We start from the raw sequence: 14729 nt of genomic DNA, 5'->3' as shown, positions 1-14729 counted from the left end.
CGCCGTCCTAGGCCGACCGCGGGACACGTGCGGCGTCGGCGGTCGCCGCGTCGCGCCCCAGCGGGAACAGGGCCACGCAGAAGAACAGCGCGCCGAGCGGCAGCAGGTCCAGACCGGCCGCCATCGTCGCCGTACCGAGCAGTACCAGGACGGGACGCCAGACGCTGATGCGGCGCTGGACGGCGAGCTGGGTCACCAGCCACAGCAGGCCGACGTAGAACAGGATCGGGACGACCGTGTACACCGCGGGCTGCACGCCCGGGTGGCTCTGGATCTCTTCGAAGAGCCGGTTCATCCCGGCCCGGTCGTCGGCCTGGAGGCCGACGACGACGTCGATGACGCCCTGGGCGGTGACCGCCGCTGTCCCGAGCAGTCCGAACAGCGTGGCCGCGCGGGCGCTCAGCCGCGCCGCACCGGCCGTCGGCTCCGACATGCGCAGCAGCCCCAGGAAGACCGGCGCGAAGAGCAGCACTCCGGCGATCATGGCGATATGGCTGATCGTCCAGGCCGGCCCGGGGCCATGCTCCGGGTCGGAGAGGCGGATCGCCCCGTAGGCGAGCATGCACAGCGGTGCGGCGATGAAGGCGGTCCGCGTCAGTGCGGTCCGGCTGGTACCCCGAGGTCGCGTCGTCATGCGTCGATCTTGTCGGCGGCGCCGGACCCGGAGATCAGGCATGCCCCTGCACACACCCTGACTCGGCCCTGACAAGTCCTCAGGGTACGGCCCGGGCCCCTGGCATCAGAGGTCCGGGCCGCCCTGGTCCGCGGGACGTCAGGCCTTGGCGACGGACTCCAGGTACGCGCCGGTCTTGTCCGGCTCGTAGAAGAAGTTCTCGAAGTCGGCCGGGTTGTCGAAGCCGTTCGCGAAGCGGTCGGCGACGGGCTGGAGTTGGCCCGCCGCGCCGATCAGGTTCAGGACGTGCTCCGGCGGGACGCCTAGCATCGCGTTCGTCCACTTGGTGACGTGCTGCGCGGTGTCCCAGTACCGGTCGAACGTCGACTGCATCCACTCCTCGTCGAACGGCTTCTCGCCCTGCTCGACGATGGAGGCGAGGTACGAGGCGGCGCACTTGGACGCCGAGTTGGAGCCCTGGCCGGTGATCGGGTCGTTGGCCACGACCACGTCGGCGACGCCGAGGACCAGACCGCCGCCGGGCAGCCGGCCGATCGGGTTGCGGACGGTGGGGGCGTAGCGGCCGGCCAGCGTGCCGTTCGCGTCGGTCAGCTCGACCTTCGTGGCGCGCGCGTACTCCCAGGGCGTGAACTTCTCCATCAGCTCCAGCGTGAGCGACAGGTGCTCCGCCGGGTCCTTGACGCCCTTGAACGCGTCGAGGGGGCCGCCGGGTATGCCCTCCCAGAAGAGTATGTCGGCGCGGCCGGACGTGGTGAGCGTCGGCATGACGAACAGCTCGCCGACGCCGGGCACCAGGTTGCAGCGGACCGCGTCGAACTCGGGGTGCTCGGGGCGCGGGCCGAGGCCGTGCACGTACGCGACGGCCAGCGCGCGCTGCGGCTCGGTGAACGGGGAGCGGTCGGCGTCCCGGCCGAACATGGAGACCAGCTCGCCCTTGCCGGCGGAGACGAGCACCAGGTCGTAGGTGCGGGAGAAGTAGTCCAGGTCGGACACGGCCGCGCCGTGTATGACGAGCTGGCCGCCGCGCTGGGCGAAGGTCTCCATCAAGCCGGCCATCTTCACGCGCTGGTCGACGGACTGGGCGTAGCCGTCGAGCTTCCCGACCCAGTCGATCACGCGCTGGGATTCCGGGCCGGCGACGGAGACGCCGAGGCCCTCGATCCGCGGGGCCTGGGACTCCCAGAAGTTGATGCCGAGGTCGCGCTCGTGCTGGAGCGCGGTGTCGAACATGCACTGCGTGGACATGACCCGGCCGGACCGGATCTCGTCCGCCGTGCGGTTGGACATGAGGGTGACCTCGTACCCCTGCGACTGGAGGCCGAGGGCGAGCTGGAGACCGGACTGGCCGGCTCCGACGATGAGTATCTTCCGCATGGCGGAGCCTCCTAGGCGATGCGTGCGTGGTGTGACGGGGGGCGGCGACGTACTACGGCTGCGACTACGGCTGCAGCTGCGACTACGGCTGTTCGGGGGTGGCTTGCAGCGCCTGCCCGACCATGGCGAGCAGGGTCTCGACGACGCTGTACCGCTTGCGCGCGTCCATGATCACCACAGGCACGTGCGGCGGGACCGTCAGGGCCTCCCTGACGTCCTCGGCCTCGAACACCTCGGTCCCCTCGAAGTGGTTGACCGCGACGATGTACGGCAGTCCGCAGCTCTCGAAGTAGTCGAGCGCCGGGAAGCAGTCCGTGAGCCGGCGGGTGTCGGCGAGCACGACCGCGCCGATCGCGCCGCGCACCAGGTCGTCCCACATGAACCAGAACCGCTGCTGGCCGGGCGTGCCGAACAGGTACAGGACGAGGTCCTCGTCCAGCGTGATGCGGCCGAAGTCCATCGCCACGGTCGTGGTGAGCTTGCCGGGCGTGGCGGAGAGGTCGTCGGTCTCCTCGCTCGCCTGCGTCATCAGCGCCTCGGTCTGCAGCGGAGTGATCTCCGAGACGGACCGGACGAAGGTCGTCTTGCCGACGCCGAAGCCGCCGGCGACGACTATCTTCGTCGCGATCGGCGCGCGGGTGTGATCCAGCTGCCAGTCCCGGGCGCCGTCCTCCGGCTCCGGGAGCGGATCGGAGGACGCTTCGTACGGCGCTTCGGGCTGCGCGGGGATTCCGGCCGCGAGGACCGGTTCGGTGGTGACGTCAGAGACGACGGAGTCCACTCAGCACCCTTTCGAGGAGCGCGCGGTCGGGCTGGCCGGTGCCGTGACCGGTCCCGTACACACGGATCTTTCCCTGGTCGGCCAGGTCGCTGAGCAGCACCCGGACGACACCCAACGGCATCTTGAGGAGGGCCGAGATCTCCGCGACGGTACGCATCCGGCGGCAGAGCTCGACGATGGCGCGCAGTTCCGGCATGAGCCGGGCGCCGATCCCGCCGTTGGTCAGTTGCCTGCGCGGCTCGGGGGCTTCGAGCGCGGCGACGAAGGTCTCCACCAGCAGGACGTGACCGAAGCGGGTGCGGCCGCCGGTCAGCGAGTACGGGCGGACCCGCGCGGGGCGGCGCCCGTCCCCTCGTACCGGCAGCCTGCGGGGGTGCGGGAGGGACGCGGAGGTCACTGGACGCTCTCCATCGATTTGCGCAGCTCGCTGCGGAGTTCGGGGGTGAGGACGTGTCCGGCGCGGCCGACGAAGAGCGCCATGTGGTACGCGACGACGCTCATGTCGCAGTCGGGCTCGGCGTGCACGCCGAGCAGGGAGCCGTCGCTGATGGACATGACGAAGACGCTGCCCTCGTCCATGTTCACCATGGTCTGCTTCACGCCGCCGCCGTCCATCAGCTGCGCGGCGCCGATGGTGAGGCTGCCGATGCCGGAGACGATGGTCGCGAGGTCGGCGCTGGAGCCGCGCGGGCCGCCCCGGTGGGCGGGACCGGCGGGGGCGGCGGCGTTCAGGGCCGGGTCGGAGGAGAGCAGGAGCAGTCCGTCGGACGAGACGACGGCGACGGAACGGAGCCCTGGCACCTCCTCGACGAGGTTGCCCAGGAGCCACTGCAGATTGCGGGCCTCCGTGCTCAGTCCGAATGTTCCGGTCGCAGTCAACTGCGTGCCTCCTCGACTGTCTCCCCCGTCGACTCCTCGGTGGTGCTGCGTGCGTGGTGCGCCTCGGCGTGAGCCTCGGCGGACGCGTGACCGTGCCCGCCGATCTCCGCCGCGACGTCGCGGCGGCCGTCCTTGGCGCCCTGGTGGAAGCCGCCGAGCCGGGCGCGCAGCGCCTCGGCGTCGACACCTCCGGCGGGGCGCGGGGCGGGCACGTCGGCCGGCTTGGTGATCCGGGGGGTGCGCTTGGGCAGCCCCTTGTCCGTCAGCCGGGGCTCGTCCGCCCGCTCGTGGGCGTCCGGACCGATGGCGTAGGGGTTGGGGGCGGGGACGGGAGTTTCGGGGGTGGGGGGGTCCGCGGACTCCGCGGGATGCGCAGCCTCGCGTACGGCCTCGGGCTGGGGCCGGGGCTCGGGGACGGGGATGGTCTGGGGGGCGGCCGCGGCGGGGGCCGAATCCGGGGCGTCGTCGGCGGGTGCGTCGTCGGCCTGGACGTCCTCCGCCGGCTCCTCGACGATCGGGAACCGCACCTGGAGCGTGGTCTCGGCGGGGGACTCCGCGGGGACGACGGGGTGGTCGGGCTCGGCGAGGTCCACCGGTACGGCGTCGGTGTCGGTGTCGGCATCGCGTACGGGCTCGGCGGCGGCGTCCGGCAGGACGTCATCGGCCTCGGCCTCGGGCTCGGCCACAACCTCGGCGTCCGTCAGGGCGCCGGCCGTCTCCGCCTCCGACTCCGCGATGGCCTGCTCCGCCAGCACGATGAGCGGGTCGCGTGGGCGTTCCGGGAGGGTGTTGGAGTTCGCCTCGGCCACCGAGCCGGGGAGGCTCAGGGTGGGCGCCGCGCCTCCGGCGACCGGGACCTTCGGCGGGACGGCGGTCGGCGGGGCGTCCGGGAGCAGGGGCAGCGGCAGGACGACGACCGCCGCCACACCGCCCTGCTTCTGCTCCCGCAGCGTCACACGGACGCCGAGCCGCGCCGCGAGCAGCGCGGTGACGCGGATGCCCAGGCCCTCGCCGTCCAGGTCGGTGCCGCCGTCCTGCTCGGGCTCGGCGAGCCGGGTGTTGAGCTCGGCGAGCCGGCCCTCGGTCATGCCGATGCCCTCGTCCTGGACGGAGAGCATGACCTCGCCGGTCTCCAGGAGCCAGCCGGAGAGCTGGACCTGCGCGTCCGGCGGCGAGAACGAGGCCGCGTTCTCCAGGAGTTCGGCGACCAGGTGGCTGAGGTCGTCGGCCGCGAAGCCGGCGATCTGGGCGTGCGGCGGCAGGGACTGGATGGTGACCCGCTCGTACCGCTCGATCTCGCTGACCGCGGCGCGCAGCACGTCGACCAGCGGCACCGGGCCGGGGTGGCCGTGGATGTGCTCGTGGCCGGCGAGGACGAGGAGGTTCTCGCTGTGCCGCCGCATGACCGTGGCCATGTGGTCGAGCTTGAAGAGCGTGGCGAGCCGGTCCGGGTCCTGCTCGCGCTCCTCCAGCTTCTCGATGACGCCGAGCTGGCGCTCGACGAGCCCGAGGGTGCGCAGCGAGAGGTTGACGAAGGTGTGCCGGACGGTGTGCCGGAGCTGTTCCAGTTCGGCGGTGAGCCGGGCGGTCTGTTCCCGGAGTTCGGCCCGCTGCGCGGTGAACTCCGCGGCGAGCGCCTCCCGGGCGCCGGCGAGGTCGGCACGGTCCTCGTCGAGCGCGGCGACCTGCCCGGCGAGGCCGGCCAGCCGGTGCTGCAGCGTGTTGAGGGACCGTACGACCTGGGCGAACTCGTCGTTACGGCCGGTGAAGCGCACCGGCTCCTCGGTCTGCGGCTGGTCCGCGCCGGCGAGCCGGGCGGCGCCGATGCGCAGTACGGCGAGCGGGCGGGTCAGGGTGCGGGCGACGGCGGCGGAGACGCCGACGGTGAGCAGAAGGCAGCCGCCGAGGTAGCCGATGGCGAGTTCGAGGTCGGTGAACGCGTCGTCCCGGGCGGTCTCGAGGCGTTCGACCTGCGCCGTGGCGAGCGCGGACTCGACGCCGCGCATCTGTTCGATGCGGGCGGAGAGCGCGGCGTCGAGCCGGGCGGGGTCGGTGCGCCGCTCGGCGCGGCTGAGCTCGGGCTCGTCGGTGAGCTTGGCGAGGAGCCCTTCGGCCTGCTTGACCTCGGGGCCGGTGACGGTGGAGGCGAGGGAGTCGCGGGCGTCCGCGGTGGCGGCCTGGTCGAAGTCGGCGAGTGCGGCGAGTTCGCGGACCCGGGCCTGCTGGGCGGCCGCGCTCAGGGCGGTACGGCCGCGCTCGGCGTCGGCGGCCTCCTCGTTCTCGTCGGGGACCATCGTGCCGGTGATGGGGTCGAAGTGGCTGCCGCCGTCCTTCGGCTCGGGCACGGCGAGCGCGCCGAGCAGCAGCGCGCGGGTGGCGGAGGCCTGTTCGACGGCGCGGCCGAGGGCGGCGGGCGCGCGAGAGGCCTCGGCGAGGTCCGGCGGGGTGCGCTCGGCGAGCCGGTCGGCGAGGGCCTGGAGCTGGGTGATGACGTCCGTGTACGCCTTGAAGGTCTCCAGGGCGGTGCCCTCGCCGGTGAGGGCGGCACGGCGCACGGAGGGGACGGTGGCGAGGTCACGGCGGAGCTGGGCGGGGGCGTCGGCGCGGATCTCGTCGATCTGCCGGTCGACGCGGGCGGCCCGGGCCGGGGTGATCTTCCGCTTCTTCTTCGCGGGGCCGCCCTGGTCGTCGCGGCCGGCGGCGACGTAGGCGACGACCTCGTCGCGCTCGTCGGCGAGGGAGTGGGCGAGGGTGACGGCCTGCCGGTCGAGCGCGGCGAGGTCGACGAGCGACTGGGCGTCCTTGAGTTCGGCGGAGGCGCCGAGCACGGCGGGGGCGCCGGCCGCGAGGACGGTCAGCGAGACGAGGGCGACGCCGCCGACGAGGCGGGTGCGTACGCGAACGGGACGCTTCGCCGGCACGGCGTCCGGGGCCGGCGTGGCGCCCGGGTTCTGCGGATCACCGGGGGTCTCCACGCGCGTACCGTTCTTGCTCCCAGGCCGCTTCTTCTGCACCGGTGCTCGCATTCTCGACTCGTCCGCCCATGAAGCAGAGGTGACGACCGGTCACACCGCAGAACGCCCCCACCCCTGGTACGGCTTCCGACCATTCCAGTGCCTATGGGAAGGGAACGCGCATCGGCCACTCCGCCACCCGAACGAGTGAACAACACTCCCAAGCGGCCGAACAACTCCCCGCGTTACGGATCGGAGTCCGTTCCGGAGCGTCGGTTGGATCTTCCGGGCGGCCTTTGGCAAGATGCCCGCCCGCAGCTTCCCAGGCGTTCCGCTTTTGTCCTTCCACCGCTTCTCCGCCATCTGGTTCAGGCCAATTTCGGCTTTCGGGAGACGGTGTGAAGGTGTCATGCAGGCGGAGATGCAGACTGGCGGCATGCGCACCGAACTCGTCTCCGTTCCCGGCAGCCCCGAACGCCCCAATGAGGACTGGGCAGCGGCGGTTGTCCCGGCAGCGGGGGCAGGCGGGGCGGTGGTGGTCCTGGACGGGGTGACTCCGCCGGCCGGTGATGACGGTTGTGTGCACACCGTGCCCTGGTTCACCGCACGACTGGGTGGCGCGCTGACCGAACTGTCCGGTTCGCGGCGGGACATGCCCCTGGCCGACATCCTGTTCTCTGCCATCGAGCGCACCGCAAACGCCCACCGCGACACGTGTGACCTTTCTCACGTCCGTACGCCGCAGGCCACGGTGGCCCTCGCGCGGTGGGACGAGGAGACGGTGGAGCATCTGGTGCTGTCGGACTCGGTACTGCTCCTGGAGTCCCCCGCGGGTGCGGTGACGGCGGTGCGCGACGACCGGCTGGACCGGATCCCCCGCGAGGTCCTGCGCTCCCACGAGGCGACGGACCGACTGCGCAACCGCGAGGGCGGGTTCTTCACCGCCGCGGCGGACCCGGCGGTGGCCGCGCGCGCGGTCGCCGGGACGACGCCACGGGCGGAGGTCCGGGCGCTGGCGGCGCTCACGGACGGGGCGGCCCGCTGGGTGGAGCTGTTCGGGGCCGGCGACTGGGCGGACTGCTGCGCGCTGCTCGCGAAGGAGGGGCCGCGGGGCCTGGTGGAACGGGTGCGGGCGCACGAGTCAGCGGACGCGGCGGCCGGGGGCGTACGGCGCTGGAAGCTGCACGACGACGCGACGGCGGTGTGGGCGGAGCTGTAGGCGCACCCGGCGCGTGGGGCGGGGCGGGTCAGGCCCGCCCTGCGCCGGTTCCGGGTCAGTCGCTCTCCGCGCGGGCGTTGAGCTGGTGCAGCAGCCGGGCCAGTTCGGCGACCTCGCCGCGGTCCCAGTCGGCGAGCTTGCGCACGTACCGCTCGCGCCGGGCGTCGCGGACGCTGCGAAAGCGGCCGCGGCCCTCGTCGGTGATCCGGACGAGCCAGGCGCGGCCGTCGGCCGGGTCGGGGTCGCGGGCGATCAGGCCGAGGTCGTCCAGGGCGCGCAGCTGGCGGCTCATGGTCGCCTTGCCGACGCCGATGTACGCGGCGAGTTCGGTGGCGCGCTGCGGGCCGGCCTCGTCGAGCCGGACGAGCAGTCCGTAGGCGGCGGGCTCCAGTTCGGGGTGGACCTCGCGGGCCATCTCGCCGGAGGAGGCGCGGGCGCGGCGCAGGAAGACGGACAATTCCCGTTCGAGAGCGAGGAATTCCCGGTCCACACCATTCCCGGGCGTGGGGTCGACTTCACTCCCCGTACCGCTTCCGTGCACGTCAGCACCCCTCGCGCGCTTTCCGATCGCTGAAAGTTTCCTTCGGCGGCCGACAACGCCGCAGCTCCTCCAGTATTTCGCAGGCGTAGACCATCGGCAGCACCCGGACCCCCTTCCGTCGGCGGGGTCTACGTGCGTAGCGTCATTTCTGGCATGTCCACACCATGACATGTCGCAGGTCCCCCCACCGAGCCTTTCGGAGGCACGCAATGCCCGTGCACAGATCCGGAATGACCCGAACCCGAACCCGATCCAGAGCCCTCGCCGACCGCCCCACCGTGATCGCCGCCTTATGTGCGGCGCTGGCTCTCCTCCTGTCCCTGCCCGGCGCGGCGAGCGCCGCCCAGGTGCCCGAGCGCGGCACCGCGTACATGGGCATGGGCGTCGTCAAGCACGACGGCCGCGACGGCAAGCCCGGCGGCATCGTGGCCCAGGCGGTCCAGACCGAGGGCGTGGACGTCTCCAGCCACCAGGGGAACGTGGCCTGGCAGACCCTGTGGAACAGCGGCGTCCGCTGGGCGTACGTCAAGGCGACCGAAGGCACGTACTACAAGAACACGTACTTCACGCAGCAGTACAACGGCTCCTACAACGTCGGGATGATCCGCGGCACGTACCACTTCGCGACCCCCGACACGACGTCGGGCGCGGCGCAGGCGGACTACTTCGTGAACAACGGCGGCGGCTGGTCCGCGGACGGCAGGACGCTCCCCGGCGCCCTCGACATCGAGTGGAACCCGTACGGCGCGACCTGCTACGGCAAGACGCAGTCCGGGATGGTCGCGTGGATCCGCGACTTCGTGAACCGGTACAAGGCGCGGACCGGCCGCGACCCGGTGATCTACACGGCGACGAGCTGGTGGAAGCAGTGCACCGGCAACTACGGCGGCTTCGCGTCGACGAACCCGCTGTGGATCGCGCGGTACGCGTCCACGGTCGGCGAACTCCCGGCCGGCTGGCCGTACTACACGATGTGGCAGTACACCTCGACCGGCCCGACGGTCGGCGACCACAACCACTTCAACGGTGACATCACGCGCGTGCGGGCGCTGGCCAACGGCTGATCCCGAACACGGCGGCACATGACGGACGACGGCCCCCCGGGCGTGCGGCGGCACGCCCGGGGGGTTGCCCATTGGTATGGACCAATGCGAAGCTCTGCGGCGGTGTCCCGCAGGAAGCCGCAACTCCTGTGTGGCGCCTGCTCGTTGCTGCTCGTCCGTCCTCCCCCATGTACGAGAGAGAGCCCCGCATGCCGTCCCACACCCCTCTCCCCCACACCCCCCGCCGCCGCGCCTCTCGCGCCCGCACCGCCGCCCTGGCCGGAGCCGCCGCCCTGTCCGCCGCCGTCCTCGTCCCGCTGCTCCCCACCGCGGCGAGCGCGCACGGCGCGGTGTTCAACCCCGTGAGCCGGGTCGCCGCCTGTTACGCGGAGGGCCCGGAGACTCCCAGGTCCCAGGTCTGCAAGGACCTGGTGAACGACTCCGGGACCCAGCCGCTGTACGACTGGAACGAGGTGAACCTCGCGAACGCCGACGGCCGGCACCAGGAGGTGATCCCGGACGGCAAGCTCTGCTCGGCGGGCCGCGACAAGTACCGCGCCCTGGACTGGGCCCGCACCGACTGGCCCTCGACGGCGGTCGCGGCGGGCTCCTTCGACTTCAGGATCCGCGTGACGGCCCCGCACTCGGGCACGATGACGATGTACATCACCAAGCAGGGCTTCGACCCGACGCAGCCCCTGAAGTGGTCCGACCTGGACGCCACTCCGGTCGCCACGTACGCCACCACCCGCACCTCGACGGATGGGTACTACGCCTTCACCGGCAACCTCCCGGCCCGTACCGGCCGGCACATCGTGTACCAGGTCTGGCAGCGCAACGACTCCCCCGAGGCGTTCTACAGCTGCTCGGACGTCACCTTCGGCGGCGCGACCTCGGCGACGGCCCCGACGGAGGCGAAGCTCGCGGCGGGCGCGGACCGCTCCACCGTCAGCCACGCCGGCCACGGCGGCGACGAGCAGCCCCCCGCCCTCTCCGCCGACACGACCGCCGCCGCTGACTCCCCCCTGGTCCCGGCCCTGGCGGCGGCCGGCGCGCTGACCGTCTTCGCCACCGGCAGCCTCCTGCTCGGCCGGCGCCGCAGGACGGCCTGACGGCACGGACAGCGACCGACAGCGGCGGCGGGACGGCTCGGCCTACGGGCGGGCCGTCCCGCCGCCGTCGTCGGTGACGAGCCTGGTCCCCTGTGCCGTACGCCGGTACAGGACGCGCCGTCCGTCACGGATGGGGGTGACGAGGCCCGAGCGGCGCAGGATGCCCAGGTGGTACGAGACGGTCGCCGGACTGAGGAAGCCGCGTACCGCCAGCTCTGAGGTGGTGGCGGGCCGGTCCAGCGCCGTGAGCAGGGCGGCCCGGGTCGAGCCGACGAGGCGGGCGAGTGCGGGGGACGCGGCGTGCTCGCCCGACGACGGAGGCGACAGGGGGTAGACGAGGAGCGGGGGCCAGTCGTCGAGCGGTCCCAGCGGATCGACGGCCACCACGGGGAACTGCACGACCAGTGAGGGCACCAGGACCACCCGGGGCACCTGGAAGCAGCCGGAGAAGCTGCTCTCGACGCGGAGCGCGTCGTCGTCCCAGGTGATACCGGAATGGATCGAGTTGAAGAGGTCGCCCGCGCCGTAGCGGGCGATCATGCCCGCGCACCGGTCCACCTCGGCGTCGAGCAGCGACCTGGCGGTCCTCCAGTGCGGCGCGAAGGCCAGGTGCCAGTAGCGGCGCAACTCGGTGGCGGCCTGCCTCGCGGCATGACGCCCGCCGCGGGCCATGGCCCGGCGCAAGGTCTCCGACGGCTCGCCGCCCTGACCTTCGTACGAGGGCCAGCCACGGCCGGCGCACTCCAGCTCGCTCATGACCCGCTCGGGCTCGGTGGCCGCCACGCGCTCCAGTTCGTCCTTGACGGTCGGCGCGGGGCAGGCCGGATAGGGGCTGAGGAAGTCGGGGAGGTAGCCGGTGCCCTCGAGCGCCAGGGCGGACAGCAGAGGCAGCCCCGCCCGGCGCAACGACCGGCGGGCCTGGGCGAGCCAGGGTCCGACGTCTCCCCGTGGGCTGAGCCCCCACGGCATGAGGGTGCCGGTGACCTGCTGCAGCGGCGAGACGGCGAATCGGGAGCGCGCCAACCCGGCCGCGTCCACGCTGAGTTGCATCATGACCGGTCCCCCTGCCGTGCCATGGATTCGAACCTCCTCGAATCGTCGCATGGAACCTCGGCCTCCGGGCGGCGGCCGAACCACTCTGGTCTCCGCAGGAAACAAACGAAACGACCGAGGGGGATCATGAGAATGCGTCGATTCAAGACGAAGGTGCTCGTCGCCCTGACGGCGAGCCTGGCCGGGCTGACGTTTTCGATGCCGCAGGCCGCCCAGGCACAGCCCCAGGCACAGCCGCTGGGCACCTGCGTCGACGGGCAGAGTCCCGCCGGCCTGTCCGGCACGACGGTGAGGGAGCTCCGGTTCCCCAGCGGGTCCGTCTACCAACTGCGCTACAACGCGGGCACGACCTGCGCCTGGGGCCGGATCGTCATGGGCCGCGTCGGGGACACCCTCTGGGTGGACCGAGCCTGGACGTGGGCGGACACGCAGAACGGCAACTGGCAGCCCTGGCTGGGCTACACCTCGATCAGGTCCGGCGGCAGCGTGTACACCACGGCCTGGGACGACGACCGCCACTACATGCGGGCCTGCGGGGAGTCCCAGGGGCATCTCGCCTGCACCGGCTGGTACTGAGCGAGGGGCGAGGCACCGACAACGGCGGCGGGGCGCCCTCCTGCGGGAGGGCGCCCCGTCCTCGTCGGGCAGGCGTCACGCCGCGACGCCGACGGCCACCTCCGCCGGGGAGAGGGCCAGTTCGAGGACCTGGCGGACGTCCGTCACCGGGTGGACGTCCAGCTTCTCCAGGATCTCCGCCGGGACGTCGTCCAGGTCGGCCTCGTTCCGCTTGGGGATCACGACCGTCGTGATGCCCGCGCGGTGGGCGGCCAGCAGCTTCTGCTTCAGACCGCCGATCGGCAGCACCCGGCCGGTGAGCGAGACCTCGCCGGTCATCGCCACGTCCGTGCGGACCTGGCGGCCGGAGAGCAGCGAGGCCAGCGCCGTCGTCATCGTGATGCCGGCGCTCGGACCGTCCTTCGGCACCGCGCCCGCCGGGAAGTGGATGTGCACGCCCCGGTCCTTAAGACCGGTGACGGGCAGCTCCAGCTCCGCGCCGTGGCTCCTCAGGAAGCTGAGCGCGATCTGCGCGGACTCCTTCATCACGTCGCCCAGCTGACCGGTCAGCGTCAGACCCGCCGCGCCCGTCTCCGGGTCGGCCAGCGACGCCTCGACGAACAGCACGTCGCCGCCCGCGCCGGTCACCGCGAGACCGGTCGCCACGCCGGGCACCGCCGTACGGCGCTCCGCCGGGTCCTGGGCGGACTCGGGCACGTGGTGCGGCCGGCCGATCAGGGCCCGCAGGTCGTCCGGGCCGACCGTGAACGGCAGCTCGCGGTCGCCGAGTTCGTGCTGGGCCGTGACCTTGCGCAGCAGCCGGGCGATCGAGCGCTCCAGGGTGCGGACGCCCGCCTCCCGGGTGTACTCGCCGGCCAGCCTGCGCAGCGCGGCCTCGTCGATGGTGACCTCGCCGGACTGCAGGCCCGCCCGCTCCAGCTGCCTCGGCAGCAGGTGGTCCCGGGCGATGACCACCTTCTCGTCCTCGGTGTAGCCGTCGAGACGCACCAGCTCCATGCGGTCGAGCAGGGCCTCCGGGATGGCCTCCAGGACGTTCGCCGTCGCGAGGAACACGACGTCGCTCAGGTCGAGCTCGACCTCCAGGTAGTGGTCGCGGAAGGTGTGGTTCTGCGCCGGGTCCAGGACTTCGAGCAGCGCCGCCGCCGGGTCGCCGCGGTAGTCGGAGCCGACCTTGTCGATCTCGTCGAGCAGGACCACCGGGTTCATGGACCCGGCCTCCTTGATCGCCCGCACGATCCGGCCGGGCAGCGCGCCGACGTAGGTGCGCCGGTGGCCGCGGATCTCCGCCTCGTCGCGTACGCCGCCGAGCGCGACGCGGACGAACTTGCGTCCCATCGCGTGCGCGACGGACTCGCCGAGCGAGGTCTTGCCGACGCCGGGCGGGCCGACGAGGGCAAGGACCGCGCCGCCGCGGCGCCCGCCGACCACGCCGAGTCCGCGCTCGGCGCGGCGCTTGCGCACGGCCAGGTACTCGGTGATGCGCTCCTTCACGTCCTCCAGGCCCGCGTGCTCGGCGTCGAGGACGGCCTGGGCGCCCGGGATGTCGTAGCGGTCCTCGGTGCGCTCGTTCCAGGGGAGTTCCAGGACGGTGTCGAGCCAGGTGCGGATCCAGGAGCCCTCCGGGGACTGGTCGCTGGACCGCTCCAGCTTCTCGACCTCCTTGAGCGCGGCCTCCCGCACCTTCTCGGGCAGGTCGGCCGCCTCCACGCGGGTGCGGTAGTCGTCGGACTCGTCGGCCTCGGACTCGCCGTTGAGCTCGCGCAGCTCCTTGCGGACCGCCTCCAGCTGACGGCGGAGCAGGAACTCGCGCTGCTGCTTGTCGACGCCCTCCTGGACGTCCTTGGCGATGGTCTCGGCCACGTCCTGCTCGGCCAAGTGCTCGCGCAGCTGCGCGGTGGCAAGCTTCAGCCGGGCGACCGGGTCGGCGGTCTCCAGGAGCTCGACCTTCTGCTCCAGGGTGAGGAACGGGGAGTAGCCGGAGTTGTCGGCGAGCGCGGAGACCCCGTCGATCTGCTGGACGCGGTCCACGACCTGCCAGGCGCCGCGCTTCTTCAGCCAGCTGGTGGCGAGGGCCTTGTACTCCTTGACCAGCTCGGCGACGGAGCCGGGCAGCGGGTCGGGGACCGTTTCCTCGACCATGGCGCCCTCGACCCAGAGCGCGCCCCCGGGACCGGTCGTCCCCGCGCCGATGCGGACGCGGCCGCCGCCGCGGATCAGCGCGCCGGGGTCGCCGTCGGACAGCCGCCCCACCTGCTCGACCGTGCCGAGGACGCCGGTCGCGGCGTACGCGCCGTCGATCCGCGGCACGAGCAGCACCTGCGGCTTGCGGCCCGCCGCTCGGGCAGCGACCTGGGCGGCCTCCACCGCCGCGCGCACGTCCGGGTCGGACAGGTCGAGGGGCACCACCATTCCGGGCAGCACGACCTCGTCGTCGAGCGGCAGCACAGGCAGAGTGAGCGGCACGGACGCCGTGGACTCAGCAGCCATGATCTTCCCTCCGGCATTCAAGTTGAGTTATGCCGACTCAATGCATGTGAGCGGGGGATTGTTCCCCGGTTGCCGT

Annotated in this window: 13 protein-coding genes; 4 read left to right on the top strand and 9 right to left on the bottom strand. The window is 72.6% G+C overall.

Translation table 11 applies throughout. From position 1 onward, the window contains the following. Positions 1 to 7: 7 nt before the first annotated feature. From ACGFMM_RS05100 to ACGFMM_RS05075, 6 genes are all read right to left on the bottom strand, one after another. The gene (locus ACGFMM_RS05100) at positions 8 to 634 is read right to left on the bottom strand and encodes a hypothetical protein (protein WP_393643248.1); all 627 of its coding nucleotides are present in this window, start codon (positions 632 to 634) and stop codon (positions 8 to 10) included. 138 nt (positions 635 to 772) lie between these two features. Continuing rightward, a complete protein-coding gene (locus tag ACGFMM_RS05095) occupies positions 773 to 2008 on the bottom strand; it encodes a styrene monooxygenase/indole monooxygenase family protein (RefSeq protein WP_393643246.1) in 1236 nt (411 codons plus the stop codon). An 82-nt stretch (positions 2009 to 2090) separates the two neighbouring features. Next, a complete protein-coding gene (locus ACGFMM_RS05090; protein WP_393643245.1) occupies positions 2091 to 2789 on the bottom strand; it encodes an ATP/GTP-binding protein in 699 nt (232 codons plus the stop codon). Then, positions 2770 to 3186, bottom strand: coding sequence for a DUF742 domain-containing protein (locus tag ACGFMM_RS05085; RefSeq protein ID WP_393643244.1), 417 nt, complete (start codon positions 3184 to 3186; stop codon positions 2770 to 2772). Before ACGFMM_RS05085 ends, ACGFMM_RS05090 begins: the two co-directional genes overlap by 20 nt. Continuing rightward, a complete protein-coding gene (locus tag ACGFMM_RS05080; protein WP_393643242.1) occupies positions 3183 to 3668 on the bottom strand; it encodes a roadblock/LC7 domain-containing protein in 486 nt (161 codons plus the stop codon). Before ACGFMM_RS05080 ends, ACGFMM_RS05085 begins: the two co-directional genes overlap by 4 nt. Further along, on the bottom strand, positions 3665 to 6682 hold the full coding sequence (locus ACGFMM_RS05075; RefSeq protein WP_393643750.1) for a nitrate- and nitrite sensing domain-containing protein: 3018 nt from the start codon (positions 6680 to 6682) through the stop codon (positions 3665 to 3667). The genes ACGFMM_RS05080 and ACGFMM_RS05075 overlap by 4 nt, the downstream gene beginning before the upstream one ends. 376 nt (positions 6683 to 7058) lie before the next feature. Between ACGFMM_RS05075 and ACGFMM_RS05070 the strand changes: the two genes are divergently transcribed. Continuing rightward, positions 7059 to 7841, top strand: coding sequence for a hypothetical protein (locus tag ACGFMM_RS05070; protein WP_393643240.1), 783 nt, complete (start codon positions 7059 to 7061; stop codon positions 7839 to 7841). Between the two features lie 55 nt (positions 7842 to 7896). Here ACGFMM_RS05070 and ACGFMM_RS05065 read toward each other — a convergent pair whose 3' ends face one another. Beyond that, positions 7897 to 8382, bottom strand: coding sequence for a MarR family winged helix-turn-helix transcriptional regulator (locus tag ACGFMM_RS05065; RefSeq protein WP_393643238.1), 486 nt, complete (start codon positions 8380 to 8382; stop codon positions 7897 to 7899). A 209-nt stretch (positions 8383 to 8591) separates the two neighbouring features. On the opposite strand from ACGFMM_RS05065, the gene ACGFMM_RS05060 reads away from it, so the two are divergent. Beyond that, a complete protein-coding gene (locus ACGFMM_RS05060; protein ID WP_393643236.1) occupies positions 8592 to 9446 on the top strand; it encodes a lysozyme in 855 nt (284 codons plus the stop codon). Positions 9447 to 9634: 188 nt separating this feature from the next. Then, positions 9635 to 10537 (top strand): lytic polysaccharide monooxygenase, encoded by a 903-nt coding sequence (locus ACGFMM_RS05055; protein ID WP_393643234.1) that lies wholly within the window; start codon positions 9635 to 9637, stop codon positions 10535 to 10537. Positions 10538 to 10579: 42 nt separating this feature from the next. Here ACGFMM_RS05055 and ACGFMM_RS05050 read toward each other — a convergent pair whose 3' ends face one another. Further along, entirely contained in the window at positions 10580 to 11590 is a 1011-nt protein-coding gene (locus ACGFMM_RS05050) for a helix-turn-helix domain-containing protein (RefSeq protein WP_393643232.1), read from the bottom strand. Positions 11591 to 11722: 132 nt separating this feature from the next. Between ACGFMM_RS05050 and ACGFMM_RS05045 the strand changes: the two genes are divergently transcribed. Further along, positions 11723 to 12166 (top strand): DUF2690 domain-containing protein, encoded by a 444-nt coding sequence (locus ACGFMM_RS05045; RefSeq protein WP_393643231.1) that lies wholly within the window; start codon positions 11723 to 11725, stop codon positions 12164 to 12166. A gap of 75 nt (positions 12167 to 12241) precedes the next feature. On the opposite strand, the gene lon is transcribed toward ACGFMM_RS05045, so the two are convergent. Next, on the bottom strand, positions 12242 to 14653 hold the full coding sequence (gene lon, locus ACGFMM_RS05040; RefSeq protein ID WP_393643229.1) for an endopeptidase La: 2412 nt from the start codon (positions 14651 to 14653) through the stop codon (positions 12242 to 12244). Between the last annotated feature and the right edge of the window lie 76 nt (positions 14654 to 14729).

It is taken from the genome of Streptomyces sp. NPDC048604, assembly GCF_043199435.1.
Taxonomy (GTDB): domain Bacteria; phylum Actinomycetota; class Actinomycetes; order Streptomycetales; family Streptomycetaceae; genus Streptomyces.
Note: the sequence above shows the minus strand (reverse complement) of the source record. Positions and strands in the feature narration are given on the sequence as shown.